Genomic DNA, 19,350 nt, shown 5'->3' on the forward strand with positions numbered 1-19,350 from the left:
GCTTTGCCCTCAGCCATTGCGGTGTTGCGATCACCCCAATGACAAACGAGGCCGGAGCATCATAACAGACGCTCCGGCCTCTCAATGTATAAGGGCGGTCCGCGGACCGCCCTTCCCGTTTCGACTTTTTTGTCTCAGGCGGCCAGCGAGGCGATGTCGATGACGAAGCGGTAACGGACGTCGCTCCTCAGGACGCGTTCATAGGCTTCGTTGACATCCTGGATGTTGATCTTTTCGATCTCCGACACGATGTTGTGCTTGCCGCAGAAGTCCAGCATTTCCTGGGTTTCCTTGATCGACCCGATCATGGAGCCGGCGAGGCTGCGCCGGCCGGGAATGAGCGAGAAGGCGTGGACCGGAATGGCATTTTCCGGAGCGCCGACGACGACCATGGTGCCATTGACCTTCAGCAGGCCGAGATAGGCGTTCCAATCGATTTCAGCGGACACAGTGCAGATGATCAGGTCGAAGGTGCCGGCGAGCTTTTCGAAGGTCGATGCGTCGCTGGTGGCGTAGTATTCTTTCGCGCCGAGCTTCAGGCCGTCTTCCTTCTTGGAGAGCGATTGGGAGAGTACGGTGATATCGGCACCCATAGCTGAGCCAATCTTGACGCCCATATGGCCAAGTCCGCCCATGCCGACGATCGCAACCTTCTTGCCGGGACCGGCACCCCAGTGCTTGAGCGGCGAATAAAGCGTGATGCCGGCGCAGAGCAGAGGCGCGGAAGCGTCGAGCGGCAGGTTGTCCGGGATAGAGAGGACGTAACCTTCCTTGACGACGATGTGGTCGGAATAACCGCCTTGGGTCGCCGTCTTGCCGTCGGCATCGACGCTGTTATAGGTCTGCACGAGGCCCGGCATGTATTGTTCATTGTCGAGGTCACGGGCAGCGCAGCCGACGCAAGAATCGACGAAGCAGCCTACGCCGACGTGATCGCCGACCTTGAACTTGGTGACCTTCGAACCGACAGCAGTCACGATTCCGGCGATCTCGTGGCCCGGCACGATCGGATAGACGGCGTTCTTCCATTCATTGCGAACGGTGTGGATGTCCGAATGGCAGATGCCGGCGAACTTGATGTCGATGACGACGTCGTCGTCATTCGGTTCGCGGCGCTCGAAGGTGAAAGGCGTTAAGGGTTTCGACGCATCGGTCGCTGCATAGCCTCTAGCGATAGCCATGGAAAGCTCCATTCATCTGTTGGGTTTAGGGGGAATTGGACGGCCGGACTATGCCTCCGGGCTGTGCAACAGCGTTAGAGCGATCCTGCTAGCTTTTTGCACGATCCTGCAAAAGTGATGGCAAACCTGTTGGCTCGGAGGTCTAATTCAGCTTAGTGGAAGCACTCACTTGCTGATCGGAGGTCTCGATGACACTGCCCTTCAACCCCTACCACGAGGCGGCCTCAATTGCCGCACGGCATGTTCCGAAGGACGGGGAGGTGTGTACGGCCATCGAAAACCTCGTGCTCGGCCGGCGGTCGGTCCCGTCCGCGCCGCTCTATATGGATTACCGGCCCTGCATCTGCCTGGTGCTGCAAGGCACCAAGAGCGTGAAGCTCGGGGACGAGACAATCGCATACGGCGTCGGGGATTGTCTTCTCACCTCGATCGAATTGCCGGTGACATCGCGCGTCACGGTCGCAAGCCCGGAGGCGCCGCATTTATGTTTCGTCCTCGCAATCGATCCGGGCAGGCTTTCCGCGCTTCTGGAGCGGGTCGACGTTCCGCGACCGAGTTCCAGCACCGACGCTATGCGCGGCATCGTCGCCAATGTCGCAACGCCCGAACTGCTTGACGCAGCGACGCGGCTGCTTCGCCTGCTCGACCGGCCGGAGGATATCGCGGCCATGGCGCCGCTCATCGAGGAGGAAGTCATCTATCGGGTGCTCTCCGGGCCGGATGGGCCGCGGCTGCTGCATATCGCGACGTCGGAAAGCCGCAGCAACCGCATCGCCCGAGCGGTTGCCTGGCTGCGTGCCAATTTTCACAGGACGCTGCGGATCGAGGACCTTGCAGACCATGTCGGAATGAGCCCGTCTTCGCTCCACCACCATTTCAAATCGGTGACGGCGATGACGCCGGTGCAGTTCCAGAAGAAGCTGCGCCTGCACGAGGCTCGGCGGCTTATGCTTCTGGAAGGCCTCGATGTCGGCAGTGCCGGCCATCGGGTCGGTTACCAGAGCCCATCGCAGTTCAGCCGGGAATACAGCCGCCTTTACGGCGTGTCGCCACTGAGGGACGTAGATGCGATCCTCGCTGCTGCGGAATAAAGACCTGAGACCTGCAATCAACCGGGAATTCGAGCGCTTTGTCGCTGCGACACAGGGAGCTGAACATCCAGCGCAGAATCCTTCATCCTCGATGAGACTCGTCAAAGAACGGGCTTGACGATCGCGTCGGATGCTTTATAGGCAGAACCGTACCGTACGGTACTGAAAGGAAAATCGCCGTGAGACCCGACGCTACGAATATGCCTGAGTTTACGCCGCGCCAGAACGCCGTTCTGGAACAGGCGCTTCGGCTGCTCGTGGAGGGTGGGGAGAAGGCGTTGACGACTTCGGGTCTGGCGCGTGCCGCCAATTGTTCGAAGGAAAGCCTCTACAAGTGGTTTGGCGACCGTGAAGGGCTGCTTGCCGCAATGATTGCCCATCAGGCGAGCAAGGTCCGCACCTACGAGCGTTCCGGCGAGCGCCTGACGGCGGACCTTTTGCGCGAGCATCTCGAACTCTTTGCGCGCGACCTCTTGGAAGTGCTGGCGGGCGACGTGTCGCTGGCGCTTAACCGGTTGGCGATCGGCCAGATCAACAAGGCGGAGGCGGGCCGCGAGGGCTCCAAGCTCGGCAAGCTCCTCATCGAACATGGTCGCCGCCAGATCGACCGTCGAGCGATTGCGCTCATCGAGCAGGGCAAGCGGGCAGGGCTCCTGCGTTTCGACAATGCTGATAGCGCATACCACACCCTTTATGGACTGATCGTGTCAGACCTGCATGTGCGCATGCTGCTCGGCGAGCCGGGCCTCAAGGACAATGCGCGCCAGGCGCAGAAGGCGGTGGAAGCCTTCCTGACGCTTCACGGCACGCAAAAACAATCGGCGGAAACGCTCGGCATTTCCGCGGGACGATAACCCATTAACAAACCCACACGCATAGGGAAGGAACATACAATGCGCGTTTATTACGATCGTGATGCCGATCTCAATCTCATCAAGGCGAAGAATGTCGTCATCGTCGGCTACGGCTCCCAAGGTCGCGCCCATGCGCTGAACCTCAAGGATTCCGGTGCGAACAATGTCGCGATCGCTCTGAAGGCCGGTTCCGCCACGATCAAGAAGGCGGAAGCCGACGGCTTCAAGGTGATGACCGTTTCCGAAGCCGCCAAGTGGGGCGACCTGTTGATGATGGCGACGCCTGACGAATTGCAGGCCGACATCTACAAGTCGGAGATCGCTCCGAACATCCGCGATGGCGCTGCAATCGCATTTGCACACGGCCTCAACGTCCACTTCGGCCTGATCGAGCCGAAGGCTTCGGTAGACGTTGTCATGATCGCCCCGAAAGGCCCAGGGCACACAGTGCGCGGCGAATACCAGAAGGGCGGCGGCGTGCCGTGCCTGGTCGCCGTTCACCAGAACGCATCCGGCAATGCGCTTGAGCTCGCGCTTTCCTACGCCTGCGGCGTCGGCGGCGGCCGTTCGGGCATCATCGAAACCAATTTCAAGGAAGAGTGCGAAACCGACCTCTTCGGCGAACAGGTCGTTCTCTGCGGCGGTCTGGTTGAACTGATCCGCGCCGGCTTCGAGACGCTGGTCGAAGCCGGTTACGCGCCGGAAATGGCCTATTTCGAATGCCTGCACGAAGTGAAGCTGATCGTCGACCTGATCTATGAAGGCGGCATCGCCAACATGAACTACTCGATCTCCAATACGGCCGAGTGGGGCGAGTATGTCACCGGTCCGCGCATCATCACGGAAGAAACCAAGGCCGAAATGAAGCGCGTCCTGAAGGACATCCAGACCGGCAAGTTTACCTCCGAGTGGATGCAGGAATATCGTTCCGGCATGGCCCGCTTCAAGGGTATCCGCCGCATGAACGACAGCCATCAGATCGAAGAAGTCGGCGCCAAGCTTCGCGGCATGATGCCCTGGATCGGCAAGAACAAGCTGGTCGACAAGACCGTCAACTAAGCTTTCCGCTTTTCAGACTGCGCCACGCATCGCCATTGATGCGTGGCGTTTCCTTTTTCAGCCGGCAGGCGGTACCACGCCTTTCGTCAGCAGGAAGCAGCCGTAGAAGCGGGTTTCACCGGTGGCGATGACGCAATAGGCTTTCTTCGCCTGTTCGTAGAAGGCGAAGCGCTCGATGCCGTACATGGGCGTTGACTGGCCTTCGACCGCGTCGATTTCGGCCTGTACTTCCTGCTGCGGTGCCGGGATCTCGTCAGGAGCCCCCATGACCTCCATTCGACCAACGGCTGGCTGCAGCGGCGTGTCGAGGGGCAGCACGGAGAGGATCGCCTGCATCGCTCGGGCAGCGGAAATGTTGTCCATCCTGAGCAGCCTGCCCAGCGTCGTCTGCCGCGCAATCGCGTCGGCCGGGAAATTTGTGTCCACCACCGCCAAGGTGTCTGCATGTCCCATCGAACGCAGGGCGTGAAGCACATCGGCGTTCAACGCCGGATCCATGTTCTTGAGCATGTTTTCCCTCCTCTAGAGCTGTCTGAATCCTTGTGAGTCAGACAGTCGGAACCTCTCTTTTCTTGCCTCTTCTGGCAAGCGCGTTCGGGCAATGCTAAACAAGAGAAAACCGGGAAAAACCCGATAGGTCAGTATTGCTGACCTATCGATCTTTGTGTAAAGATCGGACATATAAGGTTGAAATAAGAGGAAACATTCCGTGCTTGATTGGGAACATATCTTCGCGACGCGCTCCGGCCGCATGCGTGCTTCGGAAATCCGGGAATTGCTGAAGCTGCTCGACCAACCCGACATCATCTCTTTCGCAGGCGGCATTCCAGATCCGGCGCTGTTTCCAGACGTAGCGTTCAAGGAAGCTTATTCGGACATTTTTTCCAGTGCGCAAGTCGGCTCGGCGCTGCAGTATTCGGTCAGCGAAGGCTATAAGCCGCTGCGCGAATGGATCGCCCGCGACGTCGCCAGGATCGGCATCGATTGCACACCTGACAATGTCTTCATCACGTCCGGTTCGCAGCAGGCGCTCGATTATCTCGGCAAGCTCTTCTTGTCGCCGAACGATACGGCTCTGGTCACCTGGCCGACCTATCTCGGTGCGCTTTCGGCCTTTAATGCCTACGAGCCGAACTATGACCAGCTGTCGCTGAATGGCAATCGCACGCCGGAGGCCTATCGCGACACTGCGGCCAAGTTGGGCGGCGGCGTCAAGTTCGCTTATCTTTCGGCCGATTTTTCCAATCCGACCGGCGAGACGATCGACCTGGCCGGGCGCGAAAAGCTGCTTGCGCTTGCCGACGAGCTCGATATCGCAATCATTGAGGATGCCGCCTACCAGCATCTTCGTTATGACGGGCAGGCCATTCCGCCGATCATGGCGCTTGATATCGCGCGAAAGGGCGGCATCGAAAATACCCGGACGATCTATACCGGCAGCTTCTCCAAAACGCTGGCGCCGGGCCTGCGCGTCGGTTTCGTGGTTGCAGCGATGCCGGTCATCCGCAAGCTTGTGCTGATGAAGCAGGCGGCCGACCTGCATTCCTCGACGATCAACCAGATCGCCATCGAGCACGTTGCCTCGCGCGGTTTCGACGCCCAGGTCGCCAAGATCAAGGCCGTCTACAGCAAGCGCCGCGATGCAATGCTGGCGGCACTCGACAAGTATATGCCGAAGACCGCCACCTGGACGCGCCCGGAAGGCGGCATGTTCGTGTGGGTCACCCTGCCGGAAGGCATGGACGGCGCCGAACTCTTGGCGAAATCGATCGCCACGGAAAAGGTCGCCTTCGTTCCGGGCAAGGCATTCTATGCGGATGGCAGCAATGCCAACACGTTGCGCATGAGCTTCTCCTGCGCCGACGAGGCGATGATCGAAGAAGGTATCAAGCGGCTCGGCCGCCTGATTTCCAATGCAATCCGGGCAGCGGCCTGACCGCCCAGTCCTTGGGGAAAAGCCTGCCGCGGAACGGCAGGCTCTTTGGTTTCTTCGGCTGTCCGATTAGTCGGCGGCCAGCACGATAAGCATGTCGCTGTCGGTGTAGGTGATTTTCTCTGACCTGTTCGGATTAACGACAACGCCACCGAGATTGCGGATATCCGGGTCATCCGCCCGCTGGCGGCGATAGCCAAGCGCGACTTCGCCGCGGCGCAGGGCGGCGAGACCCACGGTGAAGAAATTCAGGGGCTTTGAGATATCCACGTAGTCGCTCATAGGCCGCATGTAGATTTCCGATCCTGCCTCATCCAGCAACTCGTCGAAGATCGCGGCCATGGATTCGTTTTCCGAAGCCTGGGCGAGCATGAGGCTGACCAGCTTGTTGCTGACGACAAAATCTTCTGCGCGGGTGACTTCGGCAAGTTCGCGGTTGCGCACATCGATCATCTCACTGACCACGCTGATATGTTTGTCGGCTCTTTCGCCGATCTTGCGTAGCTGCAGGAGTGTGATGAGCGTACGCGTGTCGGCTGACTGCGCAGTCATGTCATCGCTGTAGCCGAGCACCAGGACATGGTCGAACGACGGGATATCGAGGTTGTCCAGTGCACGGCGACTGCTGGTATCGATCACCCGGGGTCGGACGCTCAGGAGGGCGGGGTCGAGCTTCAGGGCCGCGACCTCGCTTTCGAATTCCGCCGTATCAGCCGCGATCGTCAGCTGCGAGCCGGGCGCCACGTAACGGGCAAGCTCTGACGCAATGATCGGCCCGCGGCGGTTCCAGCCGAGGATGAGGGTGCGCTCCGCCGTCTTGCCACGCTTGATGATCGGCCGGATGGCATTCTTGTCGATGCCCATGTCCCCGGACCAGGTTCTGATCGAGGCGTCATCTTCCGAAATGATCACGGCACGCTCGCCGGGCGCGATTATCCGGTTGGGGTTAGGATTGAGATGGATTGCACCGTCCTTGTCGCAAAGGCCGATGAGGGTGCTGTTGTCGTAGGCAAGCACGGCATTGCCGAAGGATTTGCCGACAATATCCGGCTGGTCGAGCGTATAGATTTCGCAGCCATCAAAATCGAGAAGTTCCGAATAGACGGCACTCAAACCGGCCTGGCGACTGGTATGGACGACAATGCGGGCGATAAGATCGTCGGCAAGGACGAGCTGCATTTCCCCGCCGCCGACGATGCGCGCGACTTCCGCATTGTCGGCATCGCGGATTTCGGCGGCAATCATGTATTTTTCCGGTCGCCGGTTTGGATCATTTACCAATGCCAAAACGGTCTTGATCACCTGCGAGTCGGCATCGTCACCATCCGGCGAGAGAACGATGATCGAACGGGATGTCTGCGGGTTCACGATGCCGAGATCATAGAGATCGGTCGGATCGCCGCTGCGGCAGATGATCTTGGTGTTCTTGCGGTCGGCGATCTTGGCGGCGATCTCGTCCTCCATCTCCACCTTATCCTTGTTCGCCATTATGACGATGCGCGGATTGCGGCGGCTCTGGTTGGCGATGATCAGCTCGGAGATGACGTCGAAAATGGACGGCGACCAGTTGAGGATGATCGTATGTTCGGTTTCGAGCACGCGGGAGCGGCCCTTGCGCAACTCGCTCAGCGTTTCTTCGAGACCGGAACTGATGACACCGATAAGCGCGGAGAAGACGAAGATCCCCGCGAGCGTTACCAGCAGCATTATGAGGCGGAAGTTCCAGCCCTGGTCGGCGCCCATAGTGCCTGCGTCGAAGGTGCGCATCAGCGATTCCCACGCGCCCTCGATGAAACCCATCGGCTCTCCGCCTTCCGGTGCGATGCCCGTCAACGAGAGGAAAAGACCGGCCAGGATGATGACGATCAGCGAAATCAGTGCCAGCCAGCCGATCAGCGCGATCGCGCCTCCCGCCATGCTCTTGTCGAACTCATAGCGCAGCCGTGCGCCCCAGTGCTCGCGACTTTTCATCTTGTGCCCCGCAATATTACCCCATGCAGGGCATGGCAGGATTTGTGAATGAATACAATTGCGAGTGACCTCGGTATGAAGCCTCGCCACAGGAAAAGTATTGATAAAGTAAATTTCCGCGGTTGCGGCGGAATTGGAGGTTGGTGCGGTGAAAGCTTGAAGTTTCTCCAAAGCTGTCACATGGCTGTCAATCTGGAATGCTTATCGTCCGCCGCTTATCTTCGAACAGGGACGCCCCGATGAAAAACCTTCTCTCCGCTTTCACGGCCCTCGTGGCTTTCGGCATGCTTGCCGGTGCTGCCGAGGCCGCCGATCTCGTGGTTTATACAAGCCAGCCGAACGAGGACGCCCAGGCGACCATTGATGGTTTCAAGGCTGCCAATCCGGGGCTCGACGTGCAGTGGGTGCGCGACGGGACACCGCAGATAATGGCCAAGCTGAATGCTGAGATCCAGGCCGGCAACCCGGCCGCCGATGTTCTTCTGATCGCCGATACCGTTACTCTCGAGCGGATGAAGCAGGCTGGCCAGCTGTTGGCCTACAAGTCGCCGGAAGCCGCCAATTTTGATCCGAGCCTCTACGATGCCGATGGCTATTACCACTCCACCAAGCTGATCACCACCGGCATTATGTACAACACCCAGGCCGCGATGAAGCCGACGAGCTGGGCGGATCTCGCAAAGCCCGAAGCCAAGGGCCTGATCGCCATGCCAAGCCCGCTTGCATCCGGTGCCGCGTTGATTCACGCCCAGACGCTCGCAGGCGTTCAGGATCTTGGCTGGAATTATTACACGCAGCTCAAGACGAATGGCGCGATCGCTGCCGGCGGCAATGGTGCGGTCCTGAAGTCCGTCGCCTCCGGCGAGAAGGCCTACGGTGTGGTCGTGGATTATCTGCCGATCCGTGAAAAGGCCAAGGGCGCGCCGGTCGAGTTCGTCTTCCCCAAGGAAGGTGTTTCCGCCGTCACCGAACCGGCTGCAATCCTTGCTTCCACCAAACATGCGGACGCTGCCAAGAAATTCATCGACTATCTTCTGTCCGAAAACGGTCAAAAGGTCGCGGCAAAGCTCGGCTACATTCCGGCTCGCAAGGGTGTCGATCTGCCGGCCGGCTACCCGCCGCGCGACCAGATCAAGGTGCTGCCGATTAAGGCGTCGGAAGCTCTGAAAAACTCTGAGAAGGACGTCAAAACCTTCTCGGATATCTTTGGCATCAAAGGCTGATATAAGCGCCTTATGACGCGAGCCTCACATCGGGGAAACAGCCAGCCACGCTGGCTGTTTCCTTTTGTCATAACTGTGATCTTCTTTCTCAGCGCGCTGCCGCTCGGGCGGCTGGCCGTGACCGGCATCGCTTCCGCCATGCAGGGTGGCGCTCGTCAGATGCTCGGCGATCCGGGGGTCTGGCAGGCGGCCTATAATACGCTCTTCACCTCGTTCTTCGGGATGCTCGCGGCTGTGCTTCTCGGTGGCGGCTTCGCGTTGTTGCTGACGCTGTTCGATATCCGCGGCAGGACCGCGCTGGGCTTCCTTTTCATGCTGCCGACGATGATCCCGCCGCAGGTGACGGCGCTCTCATGGATCGGCATGACAGGTCCTTCCAGCACCCTCCTCAAGGCGATCGGTCTCGCTCCGCCGCTCGGCTCGCCGCAGCCGCTCTATTCGATCGGGGGGATCGCGCTTCTCTACGGTGTGCAGAACGCACCGCTCGTCTATCTCTCGCTCAGAGCAGGCTTGCTAGCCTTGCCGCGTGATGGGGTGGAGGCTGCAAGGCTTGCCGGAGCATCGTCCTGGCAGGTGCTGAGAGATGTCATCCTGCCGCTGTCGCTACCAGGCTTCACGGCCGGAGCAGCGATTGCCTTCGTGTCCTGCGTCGGCAATTTCGGCATCCCGGCGATCCTCGGCATCCCGGCCTCGATCTATACGCTGCCGACGCTCATCTACTCGAAATTCGCAAGCTTCGGTCCCGGCACGTTTGGAGACGTTTCTCTTCTATCCGCGCTTATCGCCATCCTGTCGATCGCTGGTCTTGCCGTTGAGGAAAGGGTGCTGCGTGGACGCGACTATCGCGTCATCGGCCTTTCGGGCCAAGTCGCGGTCTTCCGGTTGGGGAGTTGGCGCCGGACGGCGGAACTGGGACTCTGGCTGACGATCTTCGTGATCCTTTTCATGCCTTTGACGGCTCTCGTCGCCAGCTCCCTGGCGCCTGCCTATGGAGTGCCGTTGAGCACCTCGACCGCTACGCTTCACGCTTATCGGGAAATTCTCTTCCGGCAGGCGGTGACGCGCACCGCCTTCACCAATTCGATCGGTCTCTCGCTTGGCACGGCCTTCGGTCTCCTTGTGGTGACAGTGCTCACCGGCTATTTCCTCGTGCGAGGAAAAAGCCGCTTTACCCGTGTCATATCGGCACTGGCCGAAATTCCCTATGCACTGCCGGGCATCGTGCTAGCGGTTGCCTTCATCCTGCTCTTTGCCGCGCCTATCCCGATCATTGGCGTCTCCATTTACGGAACAATCTGGATCATCCTGATCGCCTATTTCTCAAGCTTCTTCGCTGTAAGCTTGAAACCGGTTGTCAGCGCATTCCGCCAGGTCGATCCGTCGCTCGAGGAGGCGGCAAGGCTTGCCGGCGCCGGCTTCGGCCGCCGGCTCAGAGACATCCTCGTGCCGCTCGTGGCTCCAGCAGCTGGTGCCTCGGTGATCCTCGTTTTTCTGATCGCCTGCAACGAGTTGACGATCTCTGCGCTTCTCTGGTCGGCGGGCACGCAGACGCTCGGCGTGGCGATCTACAATCTCGATGACAGCGGAAGTTTTAATCTCGCGTCGGCGCTTTCCGTGCTCGTGGTGGTCATGGTGGTGGCGATGATGATCGTGTTGGAACTGATGGCGAAACGATTGCCGAAAGGTGTGGTGCCGTGGCGAAGCTGATCCTGAACCGCCTCTCGAAGTCATTCGAAATGGGCGGCAGACCTGCGGTCAACGACGTGTCGCTGACCGTAAGGGAAGGCGGCTTCCTGGCGCTGCTCGGGCCATCCGGTTGCGGCAAGACGACGGTTCTGCGGATGATTGCGGGTTTCGAACAGCCGACTGACGGTTCCATCCTGCTTGGCGAACGCGTGCTGGCGGACGCTGGCGAGATGGTGCCACCTGAGCACCGCAACATGGCGATGGTCTTCCAGTCCTACGCGCTCTGGCCGCATATGAGCGTCACCGAAAATGTCGGCTTTCCGCTCAAGGTGCGCGGCGTCTCCAGGGAGAAGCGACAGCGCAAGGTCGCGGAGGCGCTTGCAGCCGTCCGGCTGGAAAGCTACGCCGATCGCCGCCCCGCCGATCTTTCCGGCGGACAGCGGCAGCGCGTCGCGCTGGCCCGTTGCCTGGTTACGGAACCTGACGTGGTTCTGCTCGATGAACCGCTCGCTAATCTCGACCGGCATCTGCGCCAGGAGATGGAGGAGACCTTTCGCGAGTTCCATGCCCGCTCGGGTGCAACGATGATCTATGTCACTCACGACCAGGCGGAAGCCATGGCGCTGGCCACGGATGTGGCTGTCATGTCGGAAGGACGGCTGCTGCAGGTGGCAACGCCGGAAGAGATCTATGCACGGCCGGAAGGCCGGCTCGTCGGTGGCTTGGTCGGACAAGGGGCGGTCCTGTCGCTTGCATCACCGCATGATGACAAGCGCCTTCTGGACTGGCCTGCGATGCAGGCGATGCTGGCGAAGTCCCGCAGCGGACCGGCCGCCGATGTGCTCGTGCGTCCGCAGGATGTCGAAGTCGTGCCGAACGGTATTCCGGCTACCGTGCTTTCCGTCTTGTTCGAGGGTGAACGGTACGCGTTGCGCCTTGCCCTGCCGGACGGCCAGACTTTGCGCGCCTTCAGCCGCCAGCCGGCGAAGGCGGGGGACGTGCTTGAGGTTGCGATCCATTCGGCCTGGCGGCTGTAGCCATTCGGCAAACGTCTCGTTATGGTGCTGACAGGAATAGGGAAACCTCCGGATGGCGCTGCGTCTCGGCACGTTCAACATCGAAAACCTGATGACCAGATTCGATTTCTCAGGTTGGCGCAATCAGCTTCGCCAGGATCGCGTGCTCAGGCTCTACGAGGTGCAGGACAAGGCGATTTATAATCAGCTCGAACAGGCCCGCCAGATCGCAGAGACGGATGACACGCGCCAGCTTTCGGCCCTTGCCATTGCGGAAGCCGATGCCGACATCCTCTGCTTGCAGGAGGTCGACAATATGCCGGCGCTGCAGGCATTCGAATACGGCTACCTCTACCGCATGGTCGGTAACGGCTACCGCCAGAAGTACCTTGTCGAGGGGAACGATTCCCGCGGAATCGATGTGGCGGTACTGATGCGCGAGGAGACGCGCGATGGAGAGAAGATCGAGGTTGTCGATGTGCGCAGCCACGCGATGTTGACTTATCAGGATCTCGACCTGTTCAATGGCGACCTGGCGCTGACCAACCAGCCGCACGACAAGATCTTCAAGCGGGATTGCCTGGAACTCGATCTGAAGATCGGCGGCAGGCCTTTTTCGCTTTACGTCGTCCACTTCAAATCCATGAGCAGCGCCCGCGACAACGGCGACGGACGTACCGGCACCATGGCAATCCGCGTCGCAGAGGCAAAAGCGGTTCGCCATATCGTTGAACGTCGCTTCGGCACGGGACGGACAGCGGACAAGAATTTCGCAATCTGCGGCGATATGAACGACTACCAGGAAAAAGTGCAGGTGATCGGCACCCGGCGCGAGGGTTACCGGTTCGAGCCGCGGCAGGAGGTGGTCAGCGCCCTCGACGTCTTCACCGACGACGGTTTTGCCATCAATCCCGTGCAGCGGCGGGATGTGATGGATCGCTGGACCCTCTATCATGCCCGTGGTCCGGAAGAGCAGCATCTTTGCCAGCTGGATTATATCTGGCTATCGCCGGCGCTTGCGGAGCGCAACCAGGACGTAATTCCGGAGATTGTCAGAGGTGGGCAACCCTATCGCACGGTTTTTCCTCCTGGCCAGGAGGTGCAGCGCTTCCCGCGGATCGGCTGGGATCGGCCGAAGGCTTCCGACCATTGTCCCCTCGTGATGACGCTGGAGATCGCATGACCGCCGGCCTTTCCGAAGATTTTTGCGGCTGGCCGCGGGAGAGGACCGTCTTTCACGTGAAAAGTGTCCAGATGCGCGTCCTCACAGGCAATCATCCTTTCCATATTGCCGAACGCGAGGCTGCTGCCGAAAACTGGGTGCGGGAGGTCGCGGCCAAACCGGCGCTCTTCGATGGCCGGATGATTCTGCAGCGGCGTATAGGTCTGGAGTGGGATGGTCTTTTCAGCGAAGGGCACATCGTTCCTTTCTCCACTTTCCTCTGGTGGCGAAAGCAGCCGGAACGGCACGGTGGCCTTCACATCTATGCCTATCCGGTTCTGGAATCGTCCGATGGTGCCTTGGTTGCCATTCGGATGGGTGAGCATACCGCCAATGCGGGCATGGTCTATTTTGCCTGCGGCTCCTTCGAACCGGAGGACGTCGTGGACGGTTTCTGCGATCCGGAGCGCAACATGCGGCGCGAAGTGCTGGAAGAGACGGGGATAGATCTGCAGGACGCAAAGGTAAGCCACGGATATTATGTGGCTCATTTTCATCGGGCGGTGACGTTGTTTCGCCTTTTCCGTTTTGCACTGACGGCGGATGAGATGATCGCCCGGATCGAGCGGCATATGCAGGTTGCCGAGGACAAGGAAATTGCCGGACCAGTGGCGATCCGGTCGGGAGATCACGCCGCCCATCCCTACAACGTCGGCATGCTGCCGGTTCTCGACTGGTATTTCCGAGAGAGGCAAACGCTTGCCGAATAGGGTTGCGCGAGACCAACCGGTCGGGCAGTTTGACGCGATCGGAATCATGGAGGGAGTTTCCGTTGGCGCGTCGCTACAGCATCTATGACGTCTTTACCGATAAGAAGCTTTCCGGCAATCCGCTGGCAGTAATTTTCGACGCAGACGGTCTGGCAGATGAAACCATGCAGGCCATAGCCAAGGAAATAAATCTTTCCGAAACCGTTTTTGTGCAGCCTTCCGAAAATCCCGCCTACGCCGCCCGGCTACGCATCTTTACGCCGGGCAGAGAGCTGCCTTTCGCCGGGCATCCGACGGTCGGCACGGCGGTCGCGCTTGCCGAGCGCGACTACCGCGCAGGCGAGGTTGATTTGGATCTCGTCTGCGTGCTGGAGGAGAATGTCGGGCCGGTGCGTTGCGCGGTGCGTCTGCGCGCGGGCGAGGTTGGATTTGCAGAATTCGACCTGCCCAGGAAATCACAGCGGATCAATCTTCCGCTTGATCGGCAGGGTCTGGCTGATGCGCTGAGCGTCAAGCAGAGCGATATCGGCTTTGAGAACCACGTCGCCTCGATCTGGAGCGCGGGCGTTCCGTTCGTGATGATTCCACTGCACAATATCGGAGTCGTTCGCAACCTCGAGTTCGATCCGGCCCTTTGGGAGAAAGCTGCCCCGTTTGTCGAGGGTGGACTTGCTTCCGCCTATGTCTATTGCCGCGGCGGCGTAAACCACCAGGCGAAATTTCACGCGCGCATGTTTTCTCCGGATATGGGGATTTCGGAAGATCCGGCGACGGGCGCGGCGGTCGCGGCGCTGTCGGGTGCGATCCGCCACTTCGATTCCCTTCCCGACGGGCACCATCCGATCTTGGTGGAGCAGGGGATCGAGATGGGCAGGCCGTCCTACCTTCATCTGCATATCGATGTGAAAGACGGCGATATCGCAAGGGGCCGCATCGGCGGGCAGGCTGTAAGGATTGCGGAAGGTGATCTGGATATCTGATATGGTTGATCTATCGACGGTGACGCATCCGATACTAACCCGTTGAAAGGGTTTCCATTTGTCTGTTGAGAAGGAATTGGGCCTAACTCGGACGCCTGCAGGTTTCACCTGCAATGATTTTTTGGCTGCTCGGGCAAATAATTTTCGCAGGAGCGCTGGACAAGCCGGAAGTTCCCCTTTATACGCCCTCACACCGCTGGCGAGGACGCCTCGCAACAGTCGGTTCTTGGGTGATTAGCTCAGTTGGTAGAGCAGCTGACTCTTAATCAGCGGGTCGTAGGTTCGAGCCCTACATCACCCACCATTCTTTCTGACAACGGTTTGAGGGTAGGGCACGATTTCGCGGTGTAATCATCCGTGAATCAGACCTTGGTCCATTTCGCTTTTTTAAGCGGAACCGAGAGGCCTGGGCCGGCATTTGGAGCGTAAACCTTTTATGGGAGCGCGGTCATGAAGCCCATCCTTCTCTTTTTGGCGAGCCTTGTGCTGCTCGTGCTGGTCTTCTTGAGCGGAGTGATCATTACGGCCAACGTAATCGCCGAACCAGAGCCGCATAAATTCGCTCACATAAACACACCTGACCTCTGGACCACGAGGCCAAAGCCGGTGGACACGTCCGGGCAGAATTTAGAGCGATTGCCGCCGGTTGCCGCGGCGCCTACGCCTGTAACACCGACGGCTGCACCGGCTTCCGGAGTTGGCGGCGCAAGCAATGAGGTCGACAATACCTTCACTGCCTCGATCGGCCCAAAACCGTCTGATGAGATGAGCAAGACAATGCCCGCGGCCCGGGAGGTGGGGGGAGCAACCCCTTCGTCCCCATCGATCAACGCCGCTCACGCTCAGTGGTGTTATGCCCGCTATCGCTCTTACCGCGTCGAGGACAACAGTTATCAACCCTATGGGGGAAGTTCGCGGCGTCAGTGCCGGGCGCCAGGCGCTGCACCGGCGCAGGCTGCCGCGCCCATCGCGGAGGATGCCGCGGCCAGGTCCGCTAATCAGTCCTACGATGATGGGAGGCCTCCTCGGCCAGAGGAAATTCCCTATGATGATCAGCCGGCTTACGGCATGCGGGCCGATTATGCGGAGCCTGAGGCGGCAGATAATGCTGCTCCGGTAGGGATTCACGAGGAATGGTGCTTCGGCCGCTACCGCTCTTATCGCCCGGACGATAACAGTTACCAGCCATTCGACGGAGGTCCACGCCGCCCCTGTCAGTCGCCATACGGCTAAGCCGCCTGCGCAGCGATTCGTTGTTCCATCTGCCGGAGACAAAGGGCGAGGACGAAACCCAGCGAAGTCGTGCCAAGGATATAGTAGGGCGCCCCGGACCAGCCGGAGGCCGCGACGATCGATGCCAGCAGCATCGGACCGAAGCACTGGCCGATATTGGAGCCTTGCATCACGAAGCCGCTGAACGTCCCGACCAGATCCCGGCGAGGCGCATAGACAGGCAAGGAACCCATGATCGTTGCGGGCAAGAGGCCACCGGAGACCGCGTAGGCGACGGAGGCTCCATACCGAAGCCAGAGTGGAAAGCCGTAGCCGAAGACGACAAAGGCGGTGAGCGTCAGCATTATGCAGGGGCCGGCAATGAGCGTCCAGCGGGGTGCGCCCCAACGGGCAAGGAGGCCGCCCAATACATTTCCCACGGCATTTGCCAACACAGCAAGCGCGGTCATGATCGAGGCGGCGGTAAGGCTGATCCCCATTTCTTCGATGAGCAGTGTCGGCAGGAACCCGAAGACCGCCATAAAGCTGGAGCTGTAGGCAAGGAAGATTCCGGCAATGACCCATGACATCGGCTGTATGGCGGTCAGGCGCACCGCCGTCGCAAGCGATGTAAAGGATCGATCGGCATGAGCAGGCTTCGGGACTTTTATAAGCATCAGCGCGACCATCGGGATCAGGCTGACGGCGGCGGCAAAGATCCATGACCCACGCCAGCCGAAACCCGACAGGAGGAACGGCGAGATCATCATCATTGCCGACACGCCTGCCGGAATCCAGATACCCCAAAGAGCAAATGCAAGACCGGTATCGCGGGCATCGATGGAAGCAGCGATCAGGCCGGGTGCCGCGACCGAGGCCATAATCAGGCCCACACTCTCGATGGTACGGCTCGCAAGGAGCAGCATTTCGGAATTCGAGCCGGCTCCCATAAGACTTCCCGCAATGAGCAGGCCGAGACCGAGGGCCATAGCCCGGCGGTGGGTGAGGTAGTCCGTAAAGCGGCCAATGAATATACCGCAAGCTGCCCCGAGCACGCTCACCAAGCCCATAAGCCAGCCTGCGGCGACGAGATCGATGCCGAGTTCTGCGCGGAGCATGGGAATCGCGGGCGGGACTTTGCCGACGTGAAGGGCGGCTGCGATGCCACCCATAACGGCGATTGCGACATGTCCCCAGCGTGTCATGATCTGTGTATTCCGATCGCCAACAAAGACCCTTCTGGCAGCGCTTATCATTCTCGGATGAGTCGAGGCACCAAAATTCCGAAGGTACGGTTTCTCGGCCCTCGCGACGATATCTTTAGCTGGCCTTGCGGATCTGCTCGCGATTTTCCTCGACCTTCAGGTTTTGCACGAGTTTTGCGAGCCAGTCGACGACGACCCGTACCTTGTTGCTGAGGTGGCGGGTCTGTGGATAGACGATGTAGAGGGGCAGGGGTTCGCAATTCCAGTCCGGGAGCACCTGGACCAGATCGCCTTTCTCCACGGCCTCACGGACCATGAAGCGCGGCGCCTGAACGATGCCCATGCCGGAGATCGCGGCGTTCACGTAGGAACGGGCGTCGTTGACGGACACAATGTAGTTGGGGGTGATTTCAGCGATCTCTTCGCCTCGCGTAAACTCCAGCGTCATCACGCGGCCCGCGTTGGCGTTCAGATAACCCACCGAAAAATGATCGGCTCCAAGATCCCTGGGATGTTGAGGCTCCCCTCTATTGCGGATGTAAAGAGGCGCTGCATAGGCCTGCATGCTGATCTCCCCGACTTTACGGGCGATCAACGACTGGTCGGTCGGCGTACCGGCACGCAGCGCGCAGTCGACGTTTTCTGCAATGTAGTCTACAAGCCGATCGCCCACGCCAATATCCAACTTGATCTGCGGATATCGCTGATAGAAGTCGCAGAGCGACGGGATAACGAGCAGGTCTGCAAAGGCGCCAGCCATTTCCACTCGCACACGGCCAGAGGGCTGCGTCTGGGAATTGGACATGCTACCATCGAGTTCGTCCAGCTCGGACAGGATTTGCACTGCCCGCTCGTAATAGAGTGCGCCATCGGTGGTCACCATCACCCTGCGGGTCGTTCGGTTGAGTAGCATCGTGCGAAGATGCCCCTCAAGGCTCTGAACGAGATTGGTGACCGTGGTCTTGGGCATGTTGAGGGTCGCGGCAGCGCGCGTGAAGTTGCCCGTTTCCACCACGCGCACGAAGACGCGCATTGCTGAAAGCTGGTCCATGTGATCTGTCTCCGCTGCGTCGCAGCATTGTCCTGAAATTTGGAACAGTGTTGTCGAATGTCGTGATCTAGTATGATTTTGGTCGAATAATAATATCAGCTTTGAGATTGGCGACAAGCACCCCTGTCACTAAGGGTGCCGAGCGAGATTTTTCAATGACGGTGCAATGGGAAAACATAGCGTTCGACAGGTCGGCAAAGCCGCCTGTGCCCATGCGTCTGTATGAAGGCACGGCAAAGGGCAAGACGCCGCCGCTGGTGCTTTATCTTCGCGGAGGAGCCTTTCTGGATGAGAGGCGCGCCGAGCCTGAGCATCCGATCGGAAAGGCTCTGGCGGAAACAGGTGCGGTGGTGCTGGAGGCTGACTACAGCAGCGTCTCGCACAACGTTTTTCCTCAGGCGATGGAATATGCCTTCAGGGCGCTTGATTGCCTGAGCAGCCGCCGCAAGCAGTTCGGCGGCGCAAAATCGCTGCTGTTGGTTGCCGGTGATGAAGCGGGGGGCAATGTCGCCGCAGGTGTGGCTCTGAAGGCCCGCGACCAGATGCCGGGTCAGCTAAACGGTCAGGTTCTTCTTTCGCCGATGATCGATCCTATGATGGCGACGAAGTCCTTCCGCAAGGCGGATGAAATCGGCATGGGGGAGCGTTGGGCGGCCGGCTGGAGTCATTATCTCCGCTCGGCATGCGGGTTCCAGCACCCCTATGCGGTACCCTGCCTCTGTTCGCGCCTTTTGGATGTCGCTCCGGCTCTGATCGTGACATCGGATGATGATCCATTGCGGGATGAGGCAATCGGCTATGCCGATCGGCTTGCTGCTTCCGGAGTTCAGGTGCGACGCAAGATTTTCCCGGCCGGCTATGGCTGGACGGGCATTTACAGGGACGGCGACGGCAAATGGATGGAGCCCTTGTGCTCCGAGTTTGCGGAATTCGTCCGAGAATTAAGTGCGTAAGTT

Annotated in this window: 17 protein-coding genes and 1 tRNA gene; 13 read left to right on the top strand and 5 right to left on the bottom strand. The window is 59.6% G+C overall.

What is annotated here, in order from left to right; genetic code table 11:
• Positions 1 to 134: 134 nt before the first annotated feature.
• Positions 135 to 1,181, bottom strand: a complete 1,047-nt coding sequence (locus tag EDE05_RS17575; protein ID WP_112796673.1) for an NAD(P)-dependent alcohol dehydrogenase — start codon at positions 1,179 to 1,181, stop codon at positions 135 to 137.
• A gap of 188 nt (positions 1,182 to 1,369) precedes the next feature.
• On the opposite strand from EDE05_RS17575, the gene EDE05_RS17580 reads away from it, so the two are divergent.
• The 3 genes from EDE05_RS17580 (at position 1,370) to ilvC (ending at position 4,185) form a co-directional block, all read left to right on the top strand.
• A complete protein-coding gene (locus EDE05_RS17580) occupies positions 1,370 to 2,272 on the top strand; it encodes an AraC family transcriptional regulator (protein ID WP_112796519.1) in 903 nt (300 codons plus the stop codon).
• A 200-nt stretch (positions 2,273 to 2,472) separates the two neighbouring features.
• Positions 2,473 to 3,126, top strand: coding sequence for a TetR/AcrR family transcriptional regulator (locus EDE05_RS17585; protein ID WP_112796521.1), 654 nt, complete (start codon positions 2,473 to 2,475; stop codon positions 3,124 to 3,126).
• A 39-nt stretch (positions 3,127 to 3,165) separates the two neighbouring features.
• The gene (gene ilvC, locus EDE05_RS17590) at positions 3,166 to 4,185 is read left to right on the top strand and encodes a ketol-acid reductoisomerase (protein ID WP_105373521.1); all 1,020 of its coding nucleotides are present in this window, start codon (positions 3,166 to 3,168) and stop codon (positions 4,183 to 4,185) included.
• A 57-nt stretch (positions 4,186 to 4,242) separates the two neighbouring features.
• On the opposite strand, the gene EDE05_RS17595 is transcribed toward ilvC, so the two are convergent.
• Positions 4,243 to 4,695: an RbsD/FucU family protein gene (locus EDE05_RS17595; RefSeq protein WP_132412421.1), complete on the bottom strand. Its 453-nt coding sequence runs from the start codon at positions 4,693 to 4,695 to the stop codon at positions 4,243 to 4,245.
• Between the two features lie 199 nt (positions 4,696 to 4,894).
• On the opposite strand from EDE05_RS17595, the gene EDE05_RS17600 reads away from it, so the two are divergent.
• Positions 4,895 to 6,121: a PLP-dependent aminotransferase family protein gene (locus tag EDE05_RS17600; protein ID WP_112796525.1), complete on the top strand. Its 1,227-nt coding sequence runs from the start codon at positions 4,895 to 4,897 to the stop codon at positions 6,119 to 6,121.
• Positions 6,122 to 6,187: 66 nt separating this feature from the next.
• On the opposite strand, the gene EDE05_RS17605 is transcribed toward EDE05_RS17600, so the two are convergent.
• Positions 6,188 to 8,089, bottom strand: coding sequence for a hypothetical protein (locus EDE05_RS17605; RefSeq protein WP_134102156.1), 1,902 nt, complete (start codon positions 8,087 to 8,089; stop codon positions 6,188 to 6,190).
• A 239-nt stretch (positions 8,090 to 8,328) separates the two neighbouring features.
• On the opposite strand from EDE05_RS17605, the gene EDE05_RS17610 reads away from it, so the two are divergent.
• From EDE05_RS17610 to EDE05_RS27270, 8 genes are all read left to right on the top strand, one after another.
• Complete coding sequence (locus EDE05_RS17610) at positions 8,329 to 9,312, top strand: ABC transporter substrate-binding protein (protein ID WP_112796530.1); 984 nt, start codon at positions 8,329 to 8,331, stop codon at positions 9,310 to 9,312.
• A gap of 12 nt (positions 9,313 to 9,324) precedes the next feature.
• A complete protein-coding gene (locus EDE05_RS17615) occupies positions 9,325 to 11,019 on the top strand; it encodes an iron ABC transporter permease (RefSeq protein WP_132412423.1) in 1,695 nt (564 codons plus the stop codon).
• Entirely contained in the window at positions 11,007 to 12,035 is a 1,029-nt protein-coding gene (locus EDE05_RS17620; RefSeq protein WP_112796534.1) for an ABC transporter ATP-binding protein, read from the top strand. The genes EDE05_RS17615 and EDE05_RS17620 overlap by 13 nt, the downstream gene beginning before the upstream one ends.
• 52 nt (positions 12,036 to 12,087) lie before the next feature.
• A complete protein-coding gene (locus EDE05_RS17625; protein WP_105373515.1) occupies positions 12,088 to 13,197 on the top strand; it encodes an endonuclease/exonuclease/phosphatase family protein in 1,110 nt (369 codons plus the stop codon).
• Positions 13,194 to 13,946 (top strand): NUDIX hydrolase, encoded by a 753-nt coding sequence (locus EDE05_RS17630; protein ID WP_112796538.1) that lies wholly within the window; start codon positions 13,194 to 13,196, stop codon positions 13,944 to 13,946. The genes EDE05_RS17625 and EDE05_RS17630 overlap by 4 nt, the downstream gene beginning before the upstream one ends.
• 62 nt (positions 13,947 to 14,008) lie before the next feature.
• Positions 14,009 to 14,926, top strand: a complete 918-nt coding sequence (locus EDE05_RS17635) for a PhzF family phenazine biosynthesis protein (protein WP_112796540.1) — start codon at positions 14,009 to 14,011, stop codon at positions 14,924 to 14,926.
• 228 nt (positions 14,927 to 15,154) lie between these two features.
• Positions 15,155 to 15,230, top strand: a tRNA-Lys gene (locus tag EDE05_RS17640).
• Positions 15,231 to 15,376: 146 nt separating this feature from the next.
• A complete protein-coding gene (locus EDE05_RS27270; protein ID WP_132412425.1) occupies positions 15,377 to 16,159 on the top strand; it encodes a BA14K family protein in 783 nt (260 codons plus the stop codon).
• On the opposite strand, the gene EDE05_RS17650 is transcribed toward EDE05_RS27270, so the two are convergent.
• Together EDE05_RS17650 and EDE05_RS17655 are read right to left on the bottom strand one after the other, a co-directional pair.
• Positions 16,156 to 17,343: an MFS transporter gene (locus tag EDE05_RS17650; protein WP_162712208.1), complete on the bottom strand. Its 1,188-nt coding sequence runs from the start codon at positions 17,341 to 17,343 to the stop codon at positions 16,156 to 16,158. The genes EDE05_RS27270 and EDE05_RS17650 overlap by 4 nt on opposite strands.
• Positions 17,344 to 17,458: 115 nt before the next feature.
• Positions 17,459 to 18,394: a LysR family transcriptional regulator gene (locus tag EDE05_RS17655; protein WP_105373511.1), complete on the bottom strand. Its 936-nt coding sequence runs from the start codon at positions 18,392 to 18,394 to the stop codon at positions 17,459 to 17,461.
• 155 nt (positions 18,395 to 18,549) lie between these two features.
• Between EDE05_RS17655 and EDE05_RS17660 the strand changes: the two genes are divergently transcribed.
• On the top strand, positions 18,550 to 19,347 hold the full coding sequence (locus EDE05_RS17660; protein ID WP_105373510.1) for an alpha/beta hydrolase: 798 nt from the start codon (positions 18,550 to 18,552) through the stop codon (positions 19,345 to 19,347).
• Positions 19,348 to 19,350: the final 3 nt, after the last annotated feature.

The organism is Neorhizobium sp. R1-B (genome assembly GCF_004368875.1).
GTDB classification, from domain to species: domain Bacteria; phylum Pseudomonadota; class Alphaproteobacteria; order Rhizobiales; family Rhizobiaceae; genus Neorhizobium; species Neorhizobium huautlense.